Origin of the sequence: Brevibacterium sp. 50QC2O2 (assembly GCF_024580675.1) — a bacterium.
GTDB classification, from domain to species: domain Bacteria; phylum Actinomycetota; class Actinomycetes; order Actinomycetales; family Brevibacteriaceae; genus Brevibacterium; species Brevibacterium moorei.
The window spans coordinates 86,231-104,457 of sequence record NZ_JANIJZ010000006.1 but is presented as its reverse complement, the minus strand read 5'-3'; the positions used below and the strand labels follow the sequence as shown (position 1 = coordinate 104,457).

Here is an 18,227-nt window from a genome sequence, read left to right as displayed (position 1 = left end):
ATAGACTTGTAGGCCGATTGGAAAGGGCAATGGTGGGCGAAAACAACGAACGTGAGCTCGAACAGCACAATCTGGACAGGCTGTACTCCCGGGTCGACGAACTGCGGGCCGAGGCCACGCGCGAACTGGCCAAGGTACGCATCACAGAGGTCGGGGGCAATAGGCAGAACCGCAGTGAGCGCGACGCCTTCGCCACCCTGTACGAAGACCAGCTGCTGCGGTTGCGCGGAGCCGAGGAGGGTCTGTGCTTCGGCCGGATCGACACCCTCGATTCCACGACGACCTATATCGGACGCATCGGTATCTCCGATGCCCAGCATCGACAGTTGCTGATGGACTGGCGGGCACCCGCCAGCGAGCCGTTCTATCGGGCCACCGCGGTGGACCCGGGAGACATCGTGTTGCGCCGCCACCTGGGCACGCGCTCACGACGGGTGGTCAGCATCGAGGACGATGTCCTCAACGCCCAAGCGCTGGCCGCCACCGGTGGCACCCACCTGCAGGGCGAGGGTGCGCTGATCGCCGCGCTCGAAGCCGGCCGGACCGGGCGCATGTCCGATATCGTCGCGACGATCCAGGCCGAACAGGATGCGATCATCCGCAAGCCGCTGGACCGCGTCGTGGTCGTGCAGGGCGGCCCCGGTACGGGAAAGACGGCCGTCGCCCTGCACCGCGCCGCTTATCTGCTCTACCAGCACCGCAAGCGGATCGAGAACTCCGGCGTGCTCATCGTGGGCCCCTCCCCCACGTTCCTCCGTTACATCGAGCAGGTCCTGCCCAGCCTGGGCGAGACCGGCGCCGTCCTCCTGACCCCGGGCCAGCTCTACCCCGGAGTGGACACGACACTACTGGACGCGCCCAGGGCCTCGCGCGTCAAAGGCGATCTGCGCATGGTCGAGGTCATCGAGCGCGCCGTCGCGGGATATGAGCGCGTCCCGCGCGAACCACAGCGTCTGGCTGTCGGGCGCAAGTCGGTGTCGCTGACGCCGAAGATCGTCCGCTCGGCAATGCGCGCCGCCCGCTTCCACTCGATCCACCACAACGAGTCCCGTGACGTCTTCGCCTCCGCCGTCGTCGACGCCCTGGCCGGTCAGCTGGCCGCGCCGAAGTCCCTGGGCGAGTTGAGCGCGGAGAAGCGCCAGGAGATCTACGACGATCTGCGCATGTCGCAGGCGGTCAAGATCGCCATCAACCTGTGCTGGCTGCCCCTGACGCCCCGTGGGGTGCTCGATGCGCTGCTGAGCAAACCGGCGAAGCTCGTCGCTGCCGCCGACGGCATCCTCGAACTCACGGAAATGGCTCTGATCCGTCGGGAATCGGGAGCACCCATTACCGTCGAAGACGTACCGCTGCTCGACGAGATCGCGGAACTCATCGGCACTTATACCCCTCCGCGGCGGACCGGTGGCGGGGCCGAGGACGAATACGCCGCCGCGGTGCTGGAGAACACCGGCACCGGCGCCTGGCTGTCCGCGTCCCAGCTGGCAGCCAGGCAGCGCGAGTCCACCGACCGCGGCACCGTAGCCGAACGCGCGCTCGAGGACCGCGAATGGGCCTTCGGACATCTGGTGGCCGATGAGGCCCAGGAGCTCTCCCCCATGCAACTGCGGTTGTTGTTCCGCCGTGTGCCGTCGAAATCGGCGACTCTGGTGGGCGACCTGGCCCAGGCCAGACACGTCGACGTCGACCGGACCTGGAGCAGTGTCCTCTCACCCCATGTGGGGAAGCGCTTCGAGCTCGTCGAGCTCACGGTCTCCTACCGCACCCCGGGCCGGATCCTCGAACCCGCAAACGCGCTACTGCGGCACTTCTTCCCGCAGCTGAGCCTGCCCACCCCGGTTCGCCGGGGTGAGTCCGATCCATGGCGGCTGCGGCTACCCGACATCGCGGCGATCGCCCATCGTCTGCCCGAACTCATCGCCGCCGAGACAGCGGCCGTATCCGGCGGCAAGGTGGCTCTTATCGTCCCGGCCGTCCATCTGCGGCGAGTCGAGGAGGCGCTCACCGGCAGCGGACTCGACTACGGGATGGGCACCAGCGGCCTGGACCATACGGTGGCGGTCCTCGACCCCACCGCGGCCAAGGGACTGGAGTTCGATTCCGTCGTCATCGTCGAACCGGGACTCATCGCCCCGTCAGGAGACGTCTCCGGGGTCGGCGAACTCTATGTCGCGCTGAGCCGCTCGACTGCCCGACTGGGCATCCTCGACACCGCTGAGTCGGTACTCGACGAAGTCGGCTTCACCAGCGCAGCGCTCGCGGCGTGAAAAACCGCGGGCGGCGTCGGCTTCCCCTCCGATGCCGCCCGCGGCGGGTGCACGTCACGTGCACAGCACCATCATACATACATTTCAGGATGTTTCCGCATTCGCGCTCTGTTCACCCTCGGCCGAGCGCAGCTCATGATCGTGGCGCAGCCCTGCGATCTCCGCTTCGAAGTCCTCCAGTGAGTCGAAGCCCTTGTAAACACTTGCGAAGCGCAGATAGGCGACATTGTCCAGTTCCCTCAGGGGCTCCAGGATCGCCAGGCCCACCTCATCGGCTTCGATCTCCGCGATTCCACGGGAGCGGATCTTCTCCTCGACGCGCTGTGCGAGCTTCGCCAGGTCGTCTTCGCTCACGGGCCGCCCTTGGCATGCCTTGCGGACTCCTGCGACGACCTTCTGACGGGAGAACTCCTCGGTCACGCCCGAGCGCTTGATGACCGATAGGCTGGTCGCCTCGATCGTGGTGAACCGTCGCCCGCATTTCGGACACTGCCGGCGCCTGCGGATCGACCCGCCGTCATCGGTCGTGCGGGAATCGACGACACGGGAATCGGGGTGGCGGCAGAATGGGCAGCGCATGGTCCCTCACTTGGGTAGGTTGATTGACTCGTTGCTGGCGGTTCGCCCTCTCAGGCGAACCGGATTGACACGGCCCTGCCGTGTGCGGGTAGGTTCTCCGCCTCCGCCAGGGCCTCGATGCCGGCCGCGACCTGCTCCAGACCGGCCCGGGAGTAATCGATGATCTGGCTGCCCTTGAGGAACGACTGCACCCCCAGTGCCGAGGAGAACGCCGCCGTGCCCATGGTGGGCAGAACGTGGTTCGACCCGGAGCAGTAATCGCCCAGGGCCACGGGCGAATATGGGCCGATGAAGACCGAACCGCCGTTGCGCAGCGCCACGGCGGCCGCAGCCGCATCGGCGACCTGTAGTTCGACGTGCTCGCCGGCGTAGGCGTTGAGAACCGTCAGGGCGGCTTCCCTGTCGTCGATCAGGACGATCGCAGACTGGCTGCCGGCCAGCGCCCGGGCGATCCGGTCGGCGTGCCGAGCCGCCGGTGCCTGCTCCGCGACCTGCGCGGAGACGGCCGCTGCCACGGATTCCTCCGCGGTGACCAGCACGGCCGCGGCATTCGGATCGTGTTCGGCCTGGCTGATCAGGTCGGCCGCCACATAACGCGGATCGGCGGTGGAATCGGCGAACACGATGATCTCCGTGGGGCCGGCCACCGCATCGATGCCGACAGTCCCCTGGACCTGGGCCTTGGCCGCGGCGACATAGGCGTTGCCCGGCCCCGTGATCAGGTCTACGGGTTCGAGTTCCTCACCGTCGGAGAACCCGTAGGTCAGCGCTGCGATGGCCTGGGCGCCGCCGATCGCCCAGACCTCGTCCACCCCGAGCAGCCCTGCGGCTGCGAGCACCGTCGGGTGTGGCAGCCCGGTATCGGCCTGCGGGGGCGAGGCGATGGCCAGTGATCCGACACCGGCGGCCTGGGCCGGCACCACGTTCATCACAACCGTCGAGGGGTAGACGGCCAGACCGCCGGGCACATAGAGACCCACACGATCCACCGGCAGCCACCGGGTCGTCACCGTCGAGTCCGGCCCCAGCTCGCTCGTCACGGCTGTCCGCCTATCGGCCTCCGCCACGATCCGCGCGCGTCGAATCGACTCGCGCAGAGCGGAACGGATCGCCGGGTCGAGCCCGGCGACCGCCGCCTCGATGTGCTGCCCGGCGACTCGCAGGGCGCTGGGTCGGACCCCGTCGAACCGCTCCGTGAAGTCGAGTACGGCCGCCCGGCCCTCGGCTGCGACCCGGTCCAGAGTCCCCCGCACCGCCTGTGCGGCCGCTTGCCCGGTCTCCTGGGCGCGCGGCAGATGCCGGCGCAGGGTGGCCCGGTCCAGGCGCATACCGCGCAGATCGATTCGTCTCAGCTCGTACATCGTCTACCTTTCTATGCGGCGCCCTGGCCGCCGTGGGTACTCAAACAGCGGGGGCCGAGCAGTGCTTTGAGGTCCCCGAACAGGCTGGGGCCGGGGGTCACCCTGACCGATCGGTCCAGCCTCATCACGGTGCGCCGCCCCGGCTGGGTCAGGTTCAACAGAACCTCGGTGGGACCGGAGTTGGCGCGCAGCACATCGCCCAGGCGCTCCACCAATTGCGGGGTGCAGCGTTCCAAGGGCAGTGACACGTACAGGGGCCGATCGGCCGGATCGGTGACATCGGGAATCGTCATGGAGCGCGCCATGAGCTCCGTTGGGCGCTCATCCGATTTCCTGATGACGCCGGTGACGGTGATGACCAGGTCGTTTTGCAGCAGGCTGGCAACCGGCTCGTAGACATCGCCGAAGAACATGATGTCGATCGAGGCCTCGAGGTCTTCGACGGTGACGATCGCATAGGGCTTGCCCGAATTCTTCGAAACGCGGCGTTGCAGGGTCGTGATCATCCCGCAGACCTTGACGGTGGAGCCGTCGGGCCGGTGGTTCTCCGGGTTCATCAGATCGACGATCGGCAGATCCGCCTCCTGGCTCAGCACGCCCTCGAGCCCATTGAGCGGGTGGTCGGAGACGTAGAGGCCGATCATCTCGCGTTCGAACGCCAGCTTCTCCTTCTTGTCCCACTCCGGACGGTCGGGCACCGGAACGCTGAAGGCGTTGGCCTCGTCCTCGTCATCGCCACCGAGCCCGGCGAACAGATCGAACTGTCCGGCGGCCTCCTGCCGTTTGACTCCGATGACGGAATCGACGGCCTCTTCGTGGATCTCCACGAGTGAACGGCGGGTATGACCCAGCGAGTCGAAGCCACCTGCTTTGATGAGCGATTCGATGGTGCGCTTATTGCACACGTTCTGCGGCACCTTGTCCAGGAAGTCCGAGAAACTGGTGAACGCGCCCTTCTCCTCACGTGCCTGGCGGATTCCCTCGACGACGTGGGAGCCGACATTGCGCACCGCGCCCATCCCGAAGCGGATGTCCTCGCCGACTGCGGCGAAGTTCTGCTGGGATTCGTTGACATCGGGCTGGAGCACCGTGATGTGCATCTTGCGGCACTCGTTGAGATACAGCGCCAGCTTGTCCTTGTTGTCTCCCACGCTTGTCAACAGGGCCGCCATGTACTCGGCCGGATAGTGGCACTTGAGGTAGGCGGTCCAGTACGAGACCAGCCCATAGGCTGCAGAGTGGGCCTTGTTGAAGGCGTACTGACTGAACGGCACCAGAATGTCCCACAGGGCCTGGACCGCCTCCATCGAGTAGCCGTGTTCCTTCATCCCCTCGGAGAAGGGGCCGAATTCCTTGTCCAGAATCGACTTCTTCTTCTTACCCATGGCGCGGCGCAACAGATCGGCCTGGCCCAGGGAATAGCCGGCCACCCTCTGCGCAATCTGCATCACCTGCTCCTGGTAGATGATCAGACCGTGCGACTCCGCCAGAATGTCCTTGAGCGCTTCCTCCAGTTCCGGATGGATCGGAGTGATCTCCTGGCGCCCGTTCTTGCGCAGGGCGAAGTTCGTATGCGAATCCGCACCCATCGGGCCGGGCCGGTACAGGGCGATGGTCGCCGAGATGTCGTCGAAGTTGTCCGGCTTCATCAGCCGCAGCAGGGCCTGCAGCCCGCCGCCATCGAGCTGGAAGACCCCGATCGTATCGCCACGGCCCAGCAGCTCGTAAGAGGGCCGGTCGTCCAGCGGCAGATGTTCCAGATCGAGGTCGAAATCCCTGTTGAGCTTGATGTTGGACAGGGCGTCGGAGATGATCGTGAGGTTGCGCAACCCCAGGAAGTCCATCTTGATCAGGCCCAGGCCCTCGGCGATCGGGTATTCGAACTGGGTGATCACCTGGCCGTCCTGGAAGCGGCGCATGATCGGGATGACACTGTCGACGGGCGCCGAGGACATGATGACCCCCGCCGCGTGCACACCCCACTGCCGCTTCAGGCCCTCCAGGCCCAGCGCCGTATCGAAGACCTCGCGGGCCTCCGGTTCGGTCTCCAACAGCTCCCGGAATTCCCCCGCCTCGTTGTAGCGCGGTGCGTCCGGGGTCATGATGTTCTTCAGCGGGATGTCTTTGGCCTGGTCCGCCGGGGGCAGGGCCTTGGTCAGGCGTTCGCCCAGGCTGAAGGGCTTGCCCAACACCCGGGCCGAGTCCTTGAGGGCCTGTTTCGTCTTGATCGTACCGAAGGTCACGATCTGGGCGACGTAATCCGCGCCGTAGCGCCGGGTCACATAATCGATCGCCTCGGTGCGCCGCCGATCGTCGAAGTCCACGTCGAAGTCGGGCATCGAAATGCGATCGGGGTTGAGGAACCGTTCGAAGAACAGACCGTGCTCGAGCGGGTTGAGCTCCGTAATGCGCATCGCATAGGCGACCATGGATCCGGCACCGGAACCGCGGCCGGGTCCCACCCTGATCCCGTTGTCCTTCGACCAGTTGATGAAGTCCGCGACTACCAGGAAGTAACCGGGGAACCCCATCTGGATGATGACGTCGAGTTCGTAGTCGGCCTGTTTCCTGGCGTCCTCGGGCACACCGTCCGGGAATCGGTAGTGCATGCCCTTATCGACCTCTTTGATCAACCATGAGGTCTCGTCCTCACCCGGTGGGCAGGGGAACTTCGGCATGTAGTTGGCGGTGGTGTCGAAGGACACCTCGCACATCTCAGCGATTCGCAGGGTATTGTCACAGGCTTCGGGGAAATCCTTGAACAGCGCGCGCATCTCCGCCGGAGACTTCAGATAGTAGCCCGACCCGTTGAAGGCGAAGCGCGAACCGCCCTGGTCATAGGTCGGCTCGATCAGCTTGGAGCCCGACTGGATCGCCAGCAGGGCCTCGTGCGCCTTGGCGTCGGATTCGTGGGTGTAGTGCAGATCGTTCGTGGCCACCAGGGGCAGGTCCAGCTCACGGGCCAGGCGGATCAGATCGCCCATCACGCGGCGTTCGATCGAGATCCCGTGGTCCATGATCTCGCAGAAGTAGTTCTCCGCCCCGAAGATCTCCCTGTACGTCCCGGCCGCCTTGCGCGCCTCCTCGTACTGGCCCAGGCGCAGGCGGGTCTGCACCTCCCCCGAGGGGCAGCCTGTCGTGGCGATCAGCCCCTCACTGTAGGTGTCGAGCAGTTCGCGGTCGATCCTGGGCCATTTGGCGAACACCGAATCCAAGGAGGCCAGGGATGAGGCCTTGAACAGATTGTGCATACCCGTGTTGTTCTTCGACAGCAGCGTCATATGGGTGTATGCGCCGCCGCCGGAGACGTCATCGCCGCGCTGGGACTCATCGGTCCGCCATTTCACACGGGTCTTGTCCCCGCGCGCGGTACCGGGGGTGACATAGGCCTCAACCCCGATGATCGGTTTGATCCCGGCGTCCGTCGCCTGTTTCCAGAAGTCGAAGGCACCGAACAGATAACCGTGGTCGGTGGTCGCCATGGCCTTCATGCCCATTTCATTGGCGGCCTTCATCAGGTCGCCCAGGCGGGCGGCCCCGTCCAGCATGGAGTATTCCGTATGGACGTGCAGGTGGACGAAATCGTCTGCCATTTTCCCCTCGCAGAAATCAGGCCCGCGGATCGCGCAGCACGTCGAGGGCGTGTCGCAGGTCCGCGGGATATTCGCTTTCGAATTCGACCCACTCCCCGGTCTCCGGGTGGGTGAAACCGAGCCGGACGGCGTGTAGCCACTGGCGATTCAATCCCAGGCGGGCGGCCAACACCGGATCGGCCCCATAGGGCAGATCGCCACAGCACGGGTGCTTGGTCGCCGACATGTGCACACGGATCTGGTGGGTCCGACCGGTTTCCAGGTGCACTTCGAGCAGGCTCGCAGAGCGAAAGGCCTCCAACAGTTCATAGTGGGTCACCGCATGCTTGCCGTCGGTGCGCACCGCGTAGAGCCCGTCGCGCCGCGGATTGCGCCCGATCGGGGCCTCGATCGTGCCGATCACCGGATCGGGCAGCCCCTGGACCAGCGCATGGTAGGTCTTCGAGACCGTGCGCTCCTTGAAGGCGTGTTTGAGCACGGAATAGGCGTGTTCGCCCTTGGCCACGACCATCACGCCCGAGGTCCCGACGTCGAGTCGGTGCACGATCCCCTGTCGTTCGGGCGCACCCGAGGTGGCGATGTGGTATCCCGCGGCGGCCAAGCCGCCAATCACGGTGGGACCGTGCCAACCGGCCGCAGCATGTGCCGCGACGCCCACCGGTTTGTCGACGACGACGAAGGCGTCATCGTCGTAGATCACCCGCATGCCCGGAACCGGCTCGGCCACAATGCGCGGGGCCGGCTTCGGTTCGGGCAGTTCCACGTCGATGCGCACCCCGGAGCTCAGCCGGTCCGACTTGCCCGCAGGGCGGCCATCGACGACGATCCCCCCGGCCTGTGCGATCTGGGCGACCGCGGTCCGGGACAACCCCAACAGGCGGCTCAGGGCCGCATCGACGCGCTCCCCCTCGAGTCCGTCGGGGACCAGAAAAGAACGTTCCGTCATACCGGATCTACCTCCTGCTGCGCGTGATCGGAGTGCGTGGCGACCCCGAACGGGATCCCCTTGAGACTCGCGATGATGATGAGGACCGCTGCCCCCGTGATGGCGATATCGGCGACATTGCACACGAAGAAGTACAGATCGATGAAATCCACGACGGCCCCGTGGAAGACACCGGGTGCGCGGAACAGCCGATCGATCAGATTACCGACCAGTCCGCCCAACAACAGGCCCAGGCCCGCGCCCCACGTGACCGAGCGCAGGCGGCGGACCGAGATGAGGATGGCCGCGAACACGATGATCGCAATGACCGCGAACAGCCAGGTCGTGTTCGAACCCAGCCCCAGTGCCGCACCCGGGTTGCGCAGGAACGTCAGCCCGGCCAGATCGCCGAGCACCGGCACTCTGGGTCGCCCCGCCAGGAATGCGACGGCCAGGGCCTTCGTCCCCTGGTCGGCCAGCACCACGAGCAGGGCCACCGCGAACAGCCAGATCCGTGGACGCCCGATCCGGGCGCCGTCTTGTTTGTCTACCACCACTCACCCAAGTCTACCGGTGCGCTCCCCGTGAACCATACAGGCGGGGCCGCCCCTCCCTCGGGAAGGACGGCCCCGCCTGCGAACCAGAACCTGGAACAGGTCAGAGCGAGTGCTTTGCGTTACCCGCCTGGCCCAGGGTCTCCGGGGCCAGGGAGCTGGAGTTCTCCAGTTCGCGCAGCTGATCGCTCAGGTAGCTCTTCAAACGCGTCCGGTACTGGCGCTCGAAGTTCTGCAGCACGTCGAGCTCACGTTCGAGGTTCGACTTCTGGGTCTCCAGCTGGTTGAGCGTATCGTCGCGCTTCTTCTCCGCGGCCGTGACGATGCCGGAGGCCTCCGTCTTAGCATCCGCGATGAGCTTGTCACGGGTCTTCTTACCCTCTGCCACATGCTCGTCGTGGACCTTCTGCGCCAGTGCGATGAGCCCGGCTGCATCGCCGCCGGCGTTCGCCGCCGGTGCAGGAGCCTCTGCCTGCTTCGGTTCTGCCGCCTTGGCCGGCTGGGACTTGGCCTCTTCCTTCGGCTCCTCCTTGGCCTCCTTGGCCGGTTCCGGAGCCGGCTTGGCCGGGGCCGTGGCCGCTGGAGCCGCCGCCGGGGCCTGCGGGGCCACGACCGGCGAAGCCGGTGCGGCTTCCTTCTTCGGCTCTTCGACGGGCTTGGCCGCGGGCATCGCCTGTGTCGCCTGCGGATCCTCAACCTTGGGCGCAGCAGGCGCCGCTGCGGCCTTTCCGCCGTCCTTCTGGAGCTCGGCTGCCTTGGCCTCGGCTTCCGAGAGCTTCTGCCGCAGCGAGTCGTTCTCCTGATAGAGCCGACGCAGTTCGACGACGACCTCGTCGAGGAAATCGTCGACCTCGTCCTGGTCGTATCCTTCGCGGAACTTGACGTGCTGGAACCGCTTGTTCACTACGTCTTCAGGCGTAAGCGCCATGAGGCCACCTTCGGTTGAGTAATAGTCCACTGCCCTGCACGTCAGTGCAGATGCCTAACAATTTCATCACTGTACAGCACGACCGTTGTTCTTGTCTTGCAGCCAATCACATTAAACGACGTGAAGCAGCGGTCCTGCAACGAGTCCATCATAGGCACAGAACGCTGAGAACTTCAGCCCAGGGCGATCATGGCCCGGCCCGCATTGAGCAGCAGCGCGGAGAGGAATTGCACAACCATATACAGGACGATGAAGCCCAGGTCAAGGGCGACGGTGCCCAACCGCAGCGGGGGGATGATCCTGCGCAGCAGATTGATGGGCGGATCGGTCAGGGAATAGACGAGTTCGCAGACCACCAGCAGGAAGCCCCTCGGCCGCCAATCACGGGCGAAGACCTGGATCAGGTCGATGACGACACGGGCCAGCAGAACGAACCCGTAGAGGTTGAGTGCGAAACCCAGGATGTAGAGGACGATGCCCACGTGTTTTGACGCCTTCCGTCGTAGTTCTCGCCACCGGTCATACAGCGACCGGCAGACCACCCCATGGTAGCCTGCCGGTCGGTCAGCGGTGGAGACGAAACTCTCAGCTCTGGTTGAAGAAACCCTTCTGCTCCCGTTCGGGCTCCGTACCGTTGGCCACCTCGTAGTCCTCGGGCGTGAGAAGGAACACTGCGGTCGTCACCTTCTCGAGATTGCCGTGCAGGCCGAAGGTCAGTCCGGCCGCGAAGTCGACAAGGCGCTTGGAGTTCACATCATCCATGGCGCTGAGGTTGATGATCACGGGGATCCCCGCGCGGAAGGCCTCGCCGATGGCAACGGCGTCGTTGTAGCTGCGGGGATGAATGGTCTGAATCCGGTGTACGGGTTCCACGGGTGTCGTCTCCACGGGTCGCATCGAGGCGCGAATCGGGGTGACCGCCGCATCGATCTGGGGTTCGTCCATCAGTTCGTCCTCCGGCGGTCCCGATTCGTAAGCCGGCTCATCGTAGTCGCGGTCGCGTGGAGTGTAGGCGTCATCCTGCTCATACCCCTCTTCACCGAATCCGAAGTAGTTGCCGATCTTCTTGAAGGCAGACATAGCTTTCTCCTGATCTCCACCGGGCCCTTCGGCCCCCTGCTGTCACCTACGAAACTATCCCAATGCAAACGACACGCCCCGGTAATCCGTAGGCGTGTCGCAAGGTGTGCCAACCGCGGACTCAATCCGGGTGGGGTGCCAGCCAGCCGATTCCGGCGAATCGGCCGGTGGCGCCATCCCTGCGGTACGAGAACAGATCCGGGTCCTCGAAGGTGCAGCTGCGGTCCCAATGGACGATGCGCACCCCGCGGTCCGCCAGCTGGGAGACCACTCCTGCGGAGACATCGAGTGCGGGGGTGCCCGACCAGGTGATGGCCCCGGCCACGGGATGGAGCGCGGCGACCTCATGACGCAGCTCGTCGGGCACCTCGTAGCAGCGTCCACAAATCGACGGACCGACGATGGCCGAGACCCGGGTGGCGCCACGGCGCTCCATGGCCTCGAGGACCGCTCCGACCACTCCGTCCGCCATGCCCCGCCGTCCCGCATGTGCTACGGCCACCAGGCCTGCGTCGGGATCGGCCAGGACCACCGGGGTGCAGTCGGCGACCATCACGACCAGGCCCACCCGTTCCTCACCGGTGACCTGGGCGTCGGCCTCGACCACCGTGGCCGGCACCGAGGCACTTGGCGAGTCGAGCTCCACCGTGTGCACCCGGGTGCCGTGAACCTGTGAGGTAAAGCTCAGCCGATCCGCCTGCAGCCCCAGCACGGACCCCAGAGCCGCCCGATTGGCCGTCACAGCCGAATCGACGTCTCCGACGTGCCGGGCCAGGTTGAAGCTGCTATAGGGGCCCTCGCTGAAACCGCCGCGGCGGTCGGTGAACGCCACATGTGCGTCCACCGACCGCCCCGGAATCACGAACCTGCCACCGAGCATCGCGCGTTCCTACTTGAGGAAGTCGGGCACGTCGATGTCGTCGCGCCCGTTGTAGGTACGCTGTTCCTCCGGCAATTCGACCGGCACATCGGCAGGCTGGCGCTGCGGCAGCGGAGTCACAGGGGCGATCTGTTCGGCCCCGGTGTCGGCGGACTGCTTGGGCTCGGGCGCCGGTGTCGAAACCGCGGGTTCGGCCGGGACCGATTTGATGGTGTTGTCGTTGTTGTCGAAGCCGGCTGCGATCACCGTGATCCGGCATTCGTCGCCGAGGTTCGGGTCGATGACCGTACCGAAGATGATATTGGCCTCCGGGTGGGCGGCCTCCTGCACCAGGCGAGCGGCCTCGTTGACCTCGAACAGACCCAGATCCGGTCCACCCTGGATCGACAACAGCACCCCGTGCGCACCCTCGATGCTGGCCTCCAGCAGAGGCGATGCGATCGCGGACTCCGCGGCCTGCACCGCCCGGTCGTCGCCGACTGCGGAACCGATGCCCATCAACGCGGTACCGGCGCCCTGCATCACGGACTTCACATCGGCGAAGTCCAGGTTGATCATCCCGGGGGTGGAGATCAGATCGGTGATGCCCTGGACACCGGAGCGCAGGACCTCGTCGGCGGACTGGAACGCCTCCATTACCGTGACATTGCGATCCGAGATCGACAACAGACGGTCGTTGGGGATGACGATGAGGGTATCGACTTCTTCGCGCAGCGCGGCGATACCCGATTCCGCCTGCGCCGACCGGCGCCGGCCCTCGAAGGTGAACGGTCGCGTCACCACGCCGATCGTCAGCGCGCCCAGGGACTTCGCGATCCTGGCGACCACCGGGGCCGCACCGGTCCCGGTACCACCGCCCTCACCGGCGGTGACGAAGACCATATCCGCACCATCGAGCGCTTCCTTGATCGCGTCTTCGGAGTCCTCGGCGGCCTTCCGGCCGATCTCCGGGTCGGCACCGGCGCCCAGACCGCGGGTCAGATCGCGGCCGATCTCCAGTTTGGTGTCAGCTTCCGATAGCAGCAACGCCTGGGCATCGGTGTTGATGGCGATGAACTCGACTCCACGCAGACCGACCTCGATCATGCGCTGGACCGCGTTCACACCACCGCCGCCGGTACCGGCGACCTTGATGTCGGCTCCGGATTGCGGGAATTCAGCCAAGTCGGTTCCTCTTTCGATGCTCTAGTGTCCGGCAGACCTGTTCAACGGGCGGGACGTCCGGGATACGGCCTTTGCCATGACGTTATTGTGTCCGACGCACCGGTGCAAGAACCTGCCCGGAGTGTCGCGGCGCTTTAATCGTTTCCGCCCCAGGTTATAACGTCGCGCCCGCCGCCGCCGACGCGCCCGGAGGCTGGATGCCGCGGGTTCAGCCGGTCACTGGTCTCTCGGGCAGGCTCACGTCGATCCGCTGCGCCCCCGTTGGCAGGAGGGCGCGGGCGATGCGGAACTTCCGCTGCACATCCGCGGAGGTCCCGAATACGATCGTGACATCTCGCCCGGGCTGGGCCCGCTGGGTCTGTGTGGCCGAAGGCGCGGCGGACGCGGTGGCCGAGGTGCTGCGGTCTGCCAGTTCCTCCCCCGTCGCGGCGTAGACGATCGATAGAGTGCCCGAGCGATCCGTACGGATCGTGCGCACCCGCTGCGCCGCCGCGTCGTCCAGGCCGGTTATGAGTTCGACGGCCGAGCGCACGCTCTCCGCCGGCGCCGTGCCCTCGGCCTGCAGGAGCGGCAGTTCCGGTTTCCGGTTCACCGTGTCGATGGCGTTGCCGGACTCGTCGAAGCGCTGCCACCGTTTGCCCTGGGCCACGGCCAGCGCGGGCTGCCGGTCGACGATGACGACCGTCAGACTGCGCGGGCCCGACCAGCGCAGGCGCACTTCGGACGTTTTGGGAAACCGCTCGTGCAGCTGCGCGGATATTGCGCCCAGGCGCAGGCGCGGCAACGGCGTTCCCCGATGGTCCTGGAGTACCGCCTGCTCGACCGCCCCCGCGTCCGTCAGACTGGCGCCCGTGACCGTGACCGACTGCAGCGCCAGCGCCGGGGTGAACCAGCCCAGCAGACCGCAGCCGAGCACGACGACGAGCACTGTGCCCGTAATCCACCACGGACGGGCCCGCCTGGCCCTGCGGGTGGCGATGACCTCGGTGAGATCGGCAGTCTCATTGCCCTGGCCCATCGGCGTCAGGACTCCGTCGCGGCCCGGCTCGGTACCGACTCGCCCGTGCCCAGTGCCACCAACAGCTCGGGCCCCAGCATGGTGACATCACCGGCCCCGGCGGTGATGACGATGTCCCCGGGACGGACCCTGCCGGCCATATAGGGAACGGCGTCGCGGAAAGCCGGCAGAAAGGCCACCTTGTCCTCCGGCAGGGGGACCTCGGCGGCGATGAGGTCACCGGTCACCCCGGGGATCGGATCCTCACGTGCGGGATAGACGTCGAGTACCGCCACATCGTCGGCCAGGCCCAGGGCCTGGCCGAACTCGTGTTTGAAGGCCCGTGTCCGGCTGAACAGGTGGGGCTGGAAGATCACGTGCACTTGCCGGTCCTCGGCGACGATCTCCCTGGCCGCCCGCAATACCGCGGTCAGTTCGGTCGGGTGGTGGGCGTAGTCGTCGAAAACCCGTACGCCGTTCGCGGTTCCCCGCAGATCGAATCGCCGTCGGGTCCCCGAGAAGCCCATCAGGCCGGCTTCTGCGCGTTCGTCATCGAGCCCCAGTTCGACTGCCACGAGGAGCGCCGCCGTCGCGTTGAGCACATTGTGCAGACCCGGCTGGCCCAGGGAGACGGGCCCGAGAACCCGCCCGCCGTAGGCCACCGAGAAAGTAGCGCCCTGCGCATCGTGACTCAGCTCGACCACCCGGGCCGAGGCGTGCTCGGACTGTCCGTAGGTGACGACCCGGCCGCCGGCCGCGGCCGCGGCCTCTGCGATCCCGGCCGCGCCGGGATCGTCGGCGCAGGCGATGAGCACCCCGGAATCGGCCGTGACGTTGGCGGAGAACTCCACGAACGCCGCCCGTACCCTCTCCCAACTGCCGTAGAAGTCCAGGTGATCTGGTTCGGCGTTCGTGATCACCCCGATCACCGGGTCGTAGAGCAGGAACGAGCCGTCGGATTCGTCGGCTTCTGCCACGAACACATCGCCCGAGCCGGCGTGCGCGTTCGTCCCGGTCGCGCTGAGCACACCGCCGATGACGAAGGACGGGTCCGCCCCTGCCGACTGCAGGGCCACCGTGGTCATCGAGGTCGTGGTGGTCTTGCCGTGCGTCCCTGCGATCGCGACGGCCCGCCTGCCCACCATCAGACCGGCCAGGGCCCGGGACCGGTGGACGACCCGGATACCCGCGGCACGGGCTGCCGCCAGCTCCGGGTTCGACTCGCGGATGGCCGTGGACACGACGACTGTGTCCGCGCCGGCGATGTGCTCGGCGGCATGGCCGATGTAGACGGTCGCCCCCTGCGCGCGCAGAGCGGCGACAACGGATGAGTCCTTAGCGTCAGAGCCGGAGACGGTGATGCCGCGGTCGAGCATGACCCGGGCGATGCCGGACATGCCGGCCCCGCCGATTCCGATGAAGTGCACCCGGCCCAGGTCTTCGGCCGGAATCACCGGCCCCTGATTCTGATCGACGTCGAGTGCATGGTTCATGCGTCTCCTTCGAGTGTCAGGCCCGCGGTACGGGCGATGGTCGCGACCATGGCACGGTCCGCGTGCCGTGGGAAGTCCATGGCCGCCAGTGCGGCCTCCATCCCTGCCAGGGCGGCGGAATCGGCTGCCAGGGGCACCACTGCGTCACGGACGAAATCCTCGTTGAAGGCACTGTTGTCGATCAGCCTCGCCCCGCCCGCTGCCACCGGTCCGGCGGCGTTCTTCGCCTGCTCGCCGTTGCCGATTGGCAGCGGTACGTAGACGGCGGGCAGTCCGACGGTGGTGACCTCGGCCACTGTTCCCGCGCCGGATCTACACACGATCAATGAGGCCGCCAAGTAGGCGTTCTCCATTCCATCGACATAGTCCACGACATGGTAGGCGGGGTCGCCGGCGGCCGCGGCGCGCACCGCTTCGCCCTTGCCGGCTCCCGTCACGTGCAGGACCTGCAGCCCGGCTGCGGTGAAGGACGCGTGGGCCGCAGCGCATGCCTCGTTGATGGCCGCCGCTCCCAGGGACCCGCCCGTGATGACGACGGTGGGCAGGTCGGGACGCAGGCCCAGGCGGGTACGGGCCTCTGCCACGGCCGCCGACTCATGCCTGTCGGCGGCCTCGATCTCCGGGCGCATCGGCATGCCGACGGCGTGCCCGGCCAGGGGTGTGCCGGGGAAGGTGAAGCCGATATTGGCCGAATCCGTCAACTTCGCCCCCAGTTTGTTGGCCATTCCGGGAACCGCGTTGGCCTCGTGGATGACGATCGGCAGGTGACGTTTGCGGGCGGCCAGATAGGCGGGTGTGGCGACGTAGCCGCCCACACCGACGACCACGTCGACATCGTTCGCATCGATGATGCCGATGACCGATTTCACAGCGTGGCTGAAGCGCTTCGGGAAGCGCAGCGCAGCACCGCCGAGCTTGCGCGGGGCGGGTACCTTCTCGATGGTCTCCAGCGGGAATCCGGCCTGCGGGACCAGGCGGGTCTCCAAACCCTCCGGGGTGCCGAGCATGGTCACGGAGGCGTTGGGCACACGCCGCACCAGCTCCCTGGCTATTGCGAGCATGGGCGAGATATGGCCGGTGGTGCCGCCACCGGCGAACAGGACTGAGACCACGATTGTCAGATCACTTCTTTCTGGCTGGGGTACGGGCGAAGAACGACAGGGAGGCACGCAGGCGCGTGCCCTGGGCGCGCAGCGCATCGGCTGCGCCGGGTTCCGCGCGGGCGAAGGACAGCAGGATACCGCTGGCCAACAGGGTGGAGATGAGGGAGGACCCGCCATATGACACGAAGGGCAGTGGCACGCCGATGACGGGCAGTACACCGGTGACGACCAGCAGGTTGACCGCCGCCTGTCCCAGGAACCACATGAAGATGCCACCGGTGGCGGCCTGGACGAAGCGATCGGTTGAGCGCAGGATCAGTCTCACGCAGCCATAGGCCAGCAGGGCGAACAGCAGGAGCACGATGAGGGAGCCGAAGAAACCCAGCTCCTCGCCGATGATCGCGAAGATGAAGTCGTTGTGCGCCTCTGGCAGCCACGACCACTTCTCCCTGCTGCCGCCCAGACCCGTGCCGAACCAGCCACCGGAGGCCAGGGCGTAGAGACCGTGGTCGGTCTGCCAGTGCTGGCTGAACTGCGAATCGGCGTCGGTGGCGCCCGAACCCCGCGCGAACAGGGCTTCGATCCGGCCCAGCCGGTTGTCGTTGGCGACGACGTACACGGCGACCAGGACCCCTGCGATGCTCACCAGCGAGGTCAGCCAGCGCCAGGGCAGACCGCCGACGAACAGGGTCGCCAGGATCACCGCGAGCAGGATCATGCAGGACCCAAGGTCCTTTCCGGCCAAGACGATGGCCACCATCGCAGCCAGCGCGGCAAATCCCGGGAGCACATGGCCGAAGCGGTAGAAATCGCGTTTGGGATCGGCCATGAAGTGTCCGAGGAACAGGGCCATGGCGAGTTTCGAGATCTCGACGGGCTGCGCCTGCAGCGGGCCGATCCGGATCCAACCGGTGTTTCCGCCCACGCTGGCTCCCAGCGCTGGGATCAGCGGTAGGGCCTGGAAGGCCAGTGCGGCCACCAGCAGAATGGGCGCTGCGGCGGAGAAGAAGCGGCTGGGCAGGCGGGAGGCGAGGAAGAGCAGCGCGAAGCCGCCTGCTGCGAATCCCGCCTGTTTGAAGAACAGGGAGAACGAGGAGATCTCCCGGCCATCGTAGAAGCTGATCGACGAAGCCGAGAGCACCATCACCAGGCCCAAGCCGGTCAGCGTCACCACGGAGAGCAACAGGATGTAATACGTGGCCAGGGGCAGGTCGAGGACGACCCGGGCCCGGTTCATAAAACGGCGCAGGGCCGAATCCGAACCGGTGCCCCGGGCCGTAGTACGGGTGCCGGAGGCCACCGC

15 protein-coding genes are annotated in these 18,227 nt (G+C 66.4%); 1 reads left to right on the top strand and 14 read right to left on the bottom strand.

The window, feature by feature from the left end; genetic code table 11:
• Positions 1-29: 29 nt before the first annotated feature.
• Positions 30-2,267 carry a UvrD-helicase domain-containing protein gene (locus NQ038_RS06860; protein ID WP_257062187.1) on the top strand — a complete coding sequence of 746 codons (2,238 nt, stop codon included), beginning with the start codon at positions 30-32 and terminating at the stop codon, positions 2,265-2,267.
• An 84-nt stretch (positions 2,268-2,351) separates the two neighbouring features.
• On the opposite strand, the gene nrdR is transcribed toward NQ038_RS06860, so the two are convergent.
• The 14 genes from nrdR to NQ038_RS06790 form a co-directional block, all read right to left on the bottom strand.
• Complete coding sequence (gene nrdR / locus NQ038_RS06855) at positions 2,352-2,846, bottom strand: transcriptional regulator NrdR (RefSeq protein WP_257046553.1); 495 nt, start codon at positions 2,844-2,846, stop codon at positions 2,352-2,354.
• 50 nt (positions 2,847-2,896) lie between these two features.
• The gene (gene hisD / locus NQ038_RS06850; RefSeq protein ID WP_257062185.1) at positions 2,897-4,207 is read right to left on the bottom strand and encodes a histidinol dehydrogenase; all 1,311 of its coding nucleotides are present in this window, start codon (positions 4,205-4,207) and stop codon (positions 2,897-2,899) included.
• Between the two features lie 11 nt (positions 4,208-4,218).
• Positions 4,219-7,800 carry a DNA polymerase III subunit alpha gene (dnaE, locus tag NQ038_RS06845; RefSeq protein ID WP_257062183.1) on the bottom strand — a complete coding sequence of 1,194 codons (3,582 nt, stop codon included), beginning with the start codon at positions 7,798-7,800 and terminating at the stop codon, positions 4,219-4,221.
• Between the two features lie 16 nt (positions 7,801-7,816).
• Complete coding sequence (locus NQ038_RS06840) at positions 7,817-8,746, bottom strand: RluA family pseudouridine synthase (RefSeq protein WP_257046556.1); 930 nt, start codon at positions 8,744-8,746, stop codon at positions 7,817-7,819.
• Complete coding sequence (locus tag NQ038_RS06835; protein ID WP_257062182.1) at positions 8,743-9,282, bottom strand: signal peptidase II; 540 nt, start codon at positions 9,280-9,282, stop codon at positions 8,743-8,745. Before NQ038_RS06835 ends, NQ038_RS06840 begins: the two co-directional genes overlap by 4 nt.
• Positions 9,283-9,382: 100 nt before the next feature.
• Entirely contained in the window at positions 9,383-10,207 is an 825-nt protein-coding gene (locus NQ038_RS06830; RefSeq protein ID WP_257046558.1) for a DivIVA domain-containing protein, read from the bottom strand.
• A gap of 173 nt (positions 10,208-10,380) precedes the next feature.
• Positions 10,381-10,689 carry a YggT family protein gene (locus NQ038_RS06825; protein ID WP_257046559.1) on the bottom strand — a complete coding sequence of 103 codons (309 nt, stop codon included), beginning with the start codon at positions 10,687-10,689 and terminating at the stop codon, positions 10,381-10,383.
• A gap of 103 nt (positions 10,690-10,792) precedes the next feature.
• Positions 10,793-11,287 carry a cell division protein SepF gene (locus NQ038_RS06820; protein WP_257062181.1) on the bottom strand — a complete coding sequence of 165 codons (495 nt, stop codon included), beginning with the start codon at positions 11,285-11,287 and terminating at the stop codon, positions 10,793-10,795.
• Positions 11,288-11,408: 121 nt separating this feature from the next.
• Positions 11,409-12,167 carry a peptidoglycan editing factor PgeF gene (pgeF, locus tag NQ038_RS06815; protein WP_257062180.1) on the bottom strand — a complete coding sequence of 253 codons (759 nt, stop codon included), beginning with the start codon at positions 12,165-12,167 and terminating at the stop codon, positions 11,409-11,411.
• Between the two features lie 9 nt (positions 12,168-12,176).
• Positions 12,177-13,331 carry a cell division protein FtsZ gene (ftsZ, locus tag NQ038_RS06810; RefSeq protein WP_257046562.1) on the bottom strand — a complete coding sequence of 385 codons (1,155 nt, stop codon included), beginning with the start codon at positions 13,329-13,331 and terminating at the stop codon, positions 12,177-12,179.
• 208 nt (positions 13,332-13,539) lie between these two features.
• Positions 13,540-14,349, bottom strand: a complete 810-nt coding sequence (locus NQ038_RS06805; protein ID WP_257062179.1) for a hypothetical protein — start codon at positions 14,347-14,349, stop codon at positions 13,540-13,542.
• Positions 14,350-14,354: 5 nt separating this feature from the next.
• Positions 14,355-15,821 carry a UDP-N-acetylmuramate--L-alanine ligase gene (gene murC / locus NQ038_RS06800; RefSeq protein ID WP_257046564.1) on the bottom strand — a complete coding sequence of 489 codons (1,467 nt, stop codon included), beginning with the start codon at positions 15,819-15,821 and terminating at the stop codon, positions 14,355-14,357.
• On the bottom strand, positions 15,818-16,933 hold the full coding sequence (locus tag NQ038_RS06795) for a glycosyltransferase (protein ID WP_257046565.1): 1,116 nt from the start codon (positions 16,931-16,933) through the stop codon (positions 15,818-15,820). The genes murC and NQ038_RS06795 overlap by 4 nt, the downstream gene beginning before the upstream one ends.
• 10 nt (positions 16,934-16,943) lie before the next feature.
• Positions 16,944-18,224: a putative peptidoglycan glycosyltransferase FtsW gene (locus NQ038_RS06790; RefSeq protein ID WP_257046566.1), complete on the bottom strand. Its 1,281-nt coding sequence runs from the start codon at positions 18,222-18,224 to the stop codon at positions 16,944-16,946.
• Between the last annotated feature and the right edge of the window lie 3 nt (positions 18,225-18,227).

Excerpts from the sequence above, each read along its gene's own strand:
- NQ038_RS06860 (WP_257062187.1), top strand. The coding sequence starts at position 30 with ATGGTGGGCGAAAACAACGAACGTGAGCTCGAACAGCACAATCTGGAC.
- nrdR (WP_257046553.1), bottom strand. The coding sequence starts at position 2,846 with ATGCGCTGCCCATTCTGCCGCCACCCCGATTCCCGTGTCGTCGATTCC.
- hisD (WP_257062185.1), bottom strand. The coding sequence starts at position 4,207 with ATGTACGAGCTGAGACGAATCGATCTGCGCGGTATGCGCCTGGACCGG.
- dnaE (WP_257062183.1), bottom strand. The coding sequence starts at position 7,800 with ATGGCAGACGATTTCGTCCACCTGCACGTCCATACGGAATACTCCATG.
- NQ038_RS06840 (WP_257046556.1), bottom strand. The coding sequence starts at position 8,746 with ATGACGGAACGTTCTTTTCTGGTCCCCGACGGACTCGAGGGGGAGCGC.
- NQ038_RS06830 (WP_257046558.1), bottom strand. The coding sequence starts at position 10,207 with ATGGCGCTTACGCCTGAAGACGTAGTGAACAAGCGGTTCCAGCACGTC.
- NQ038_RS06820 (WP_257062181.1), bottom strand. The coding sequence starts at position 11,287 with ATGTCTGCCTTCAAGAAGATCGGCAACTACTTCGGATTCGGTGAAGAG.
- pgeF (WP_257062180.1), bottom strand. The coding sequence starts at position 12,167 with ATGCTCGGTGGCAGGTTCGTGATTCCGGGGCGGTCGGTGGACGCACAT.
- NQ038_RS06805 (WP_257062179.1), bottom strand. The coding sequence starts at position 14,349 with ATGGGCCAGGGCAATGAGACTGCCGATCTCACCGAGGTCATCGCCACC.
- murC (WP_257046564.1), bottom strand. The coding sequence starts at position 15,821 with ATGAACCATGCACTCGACGTCGATCAGAATCAGGGGCCGGTGATTCCG.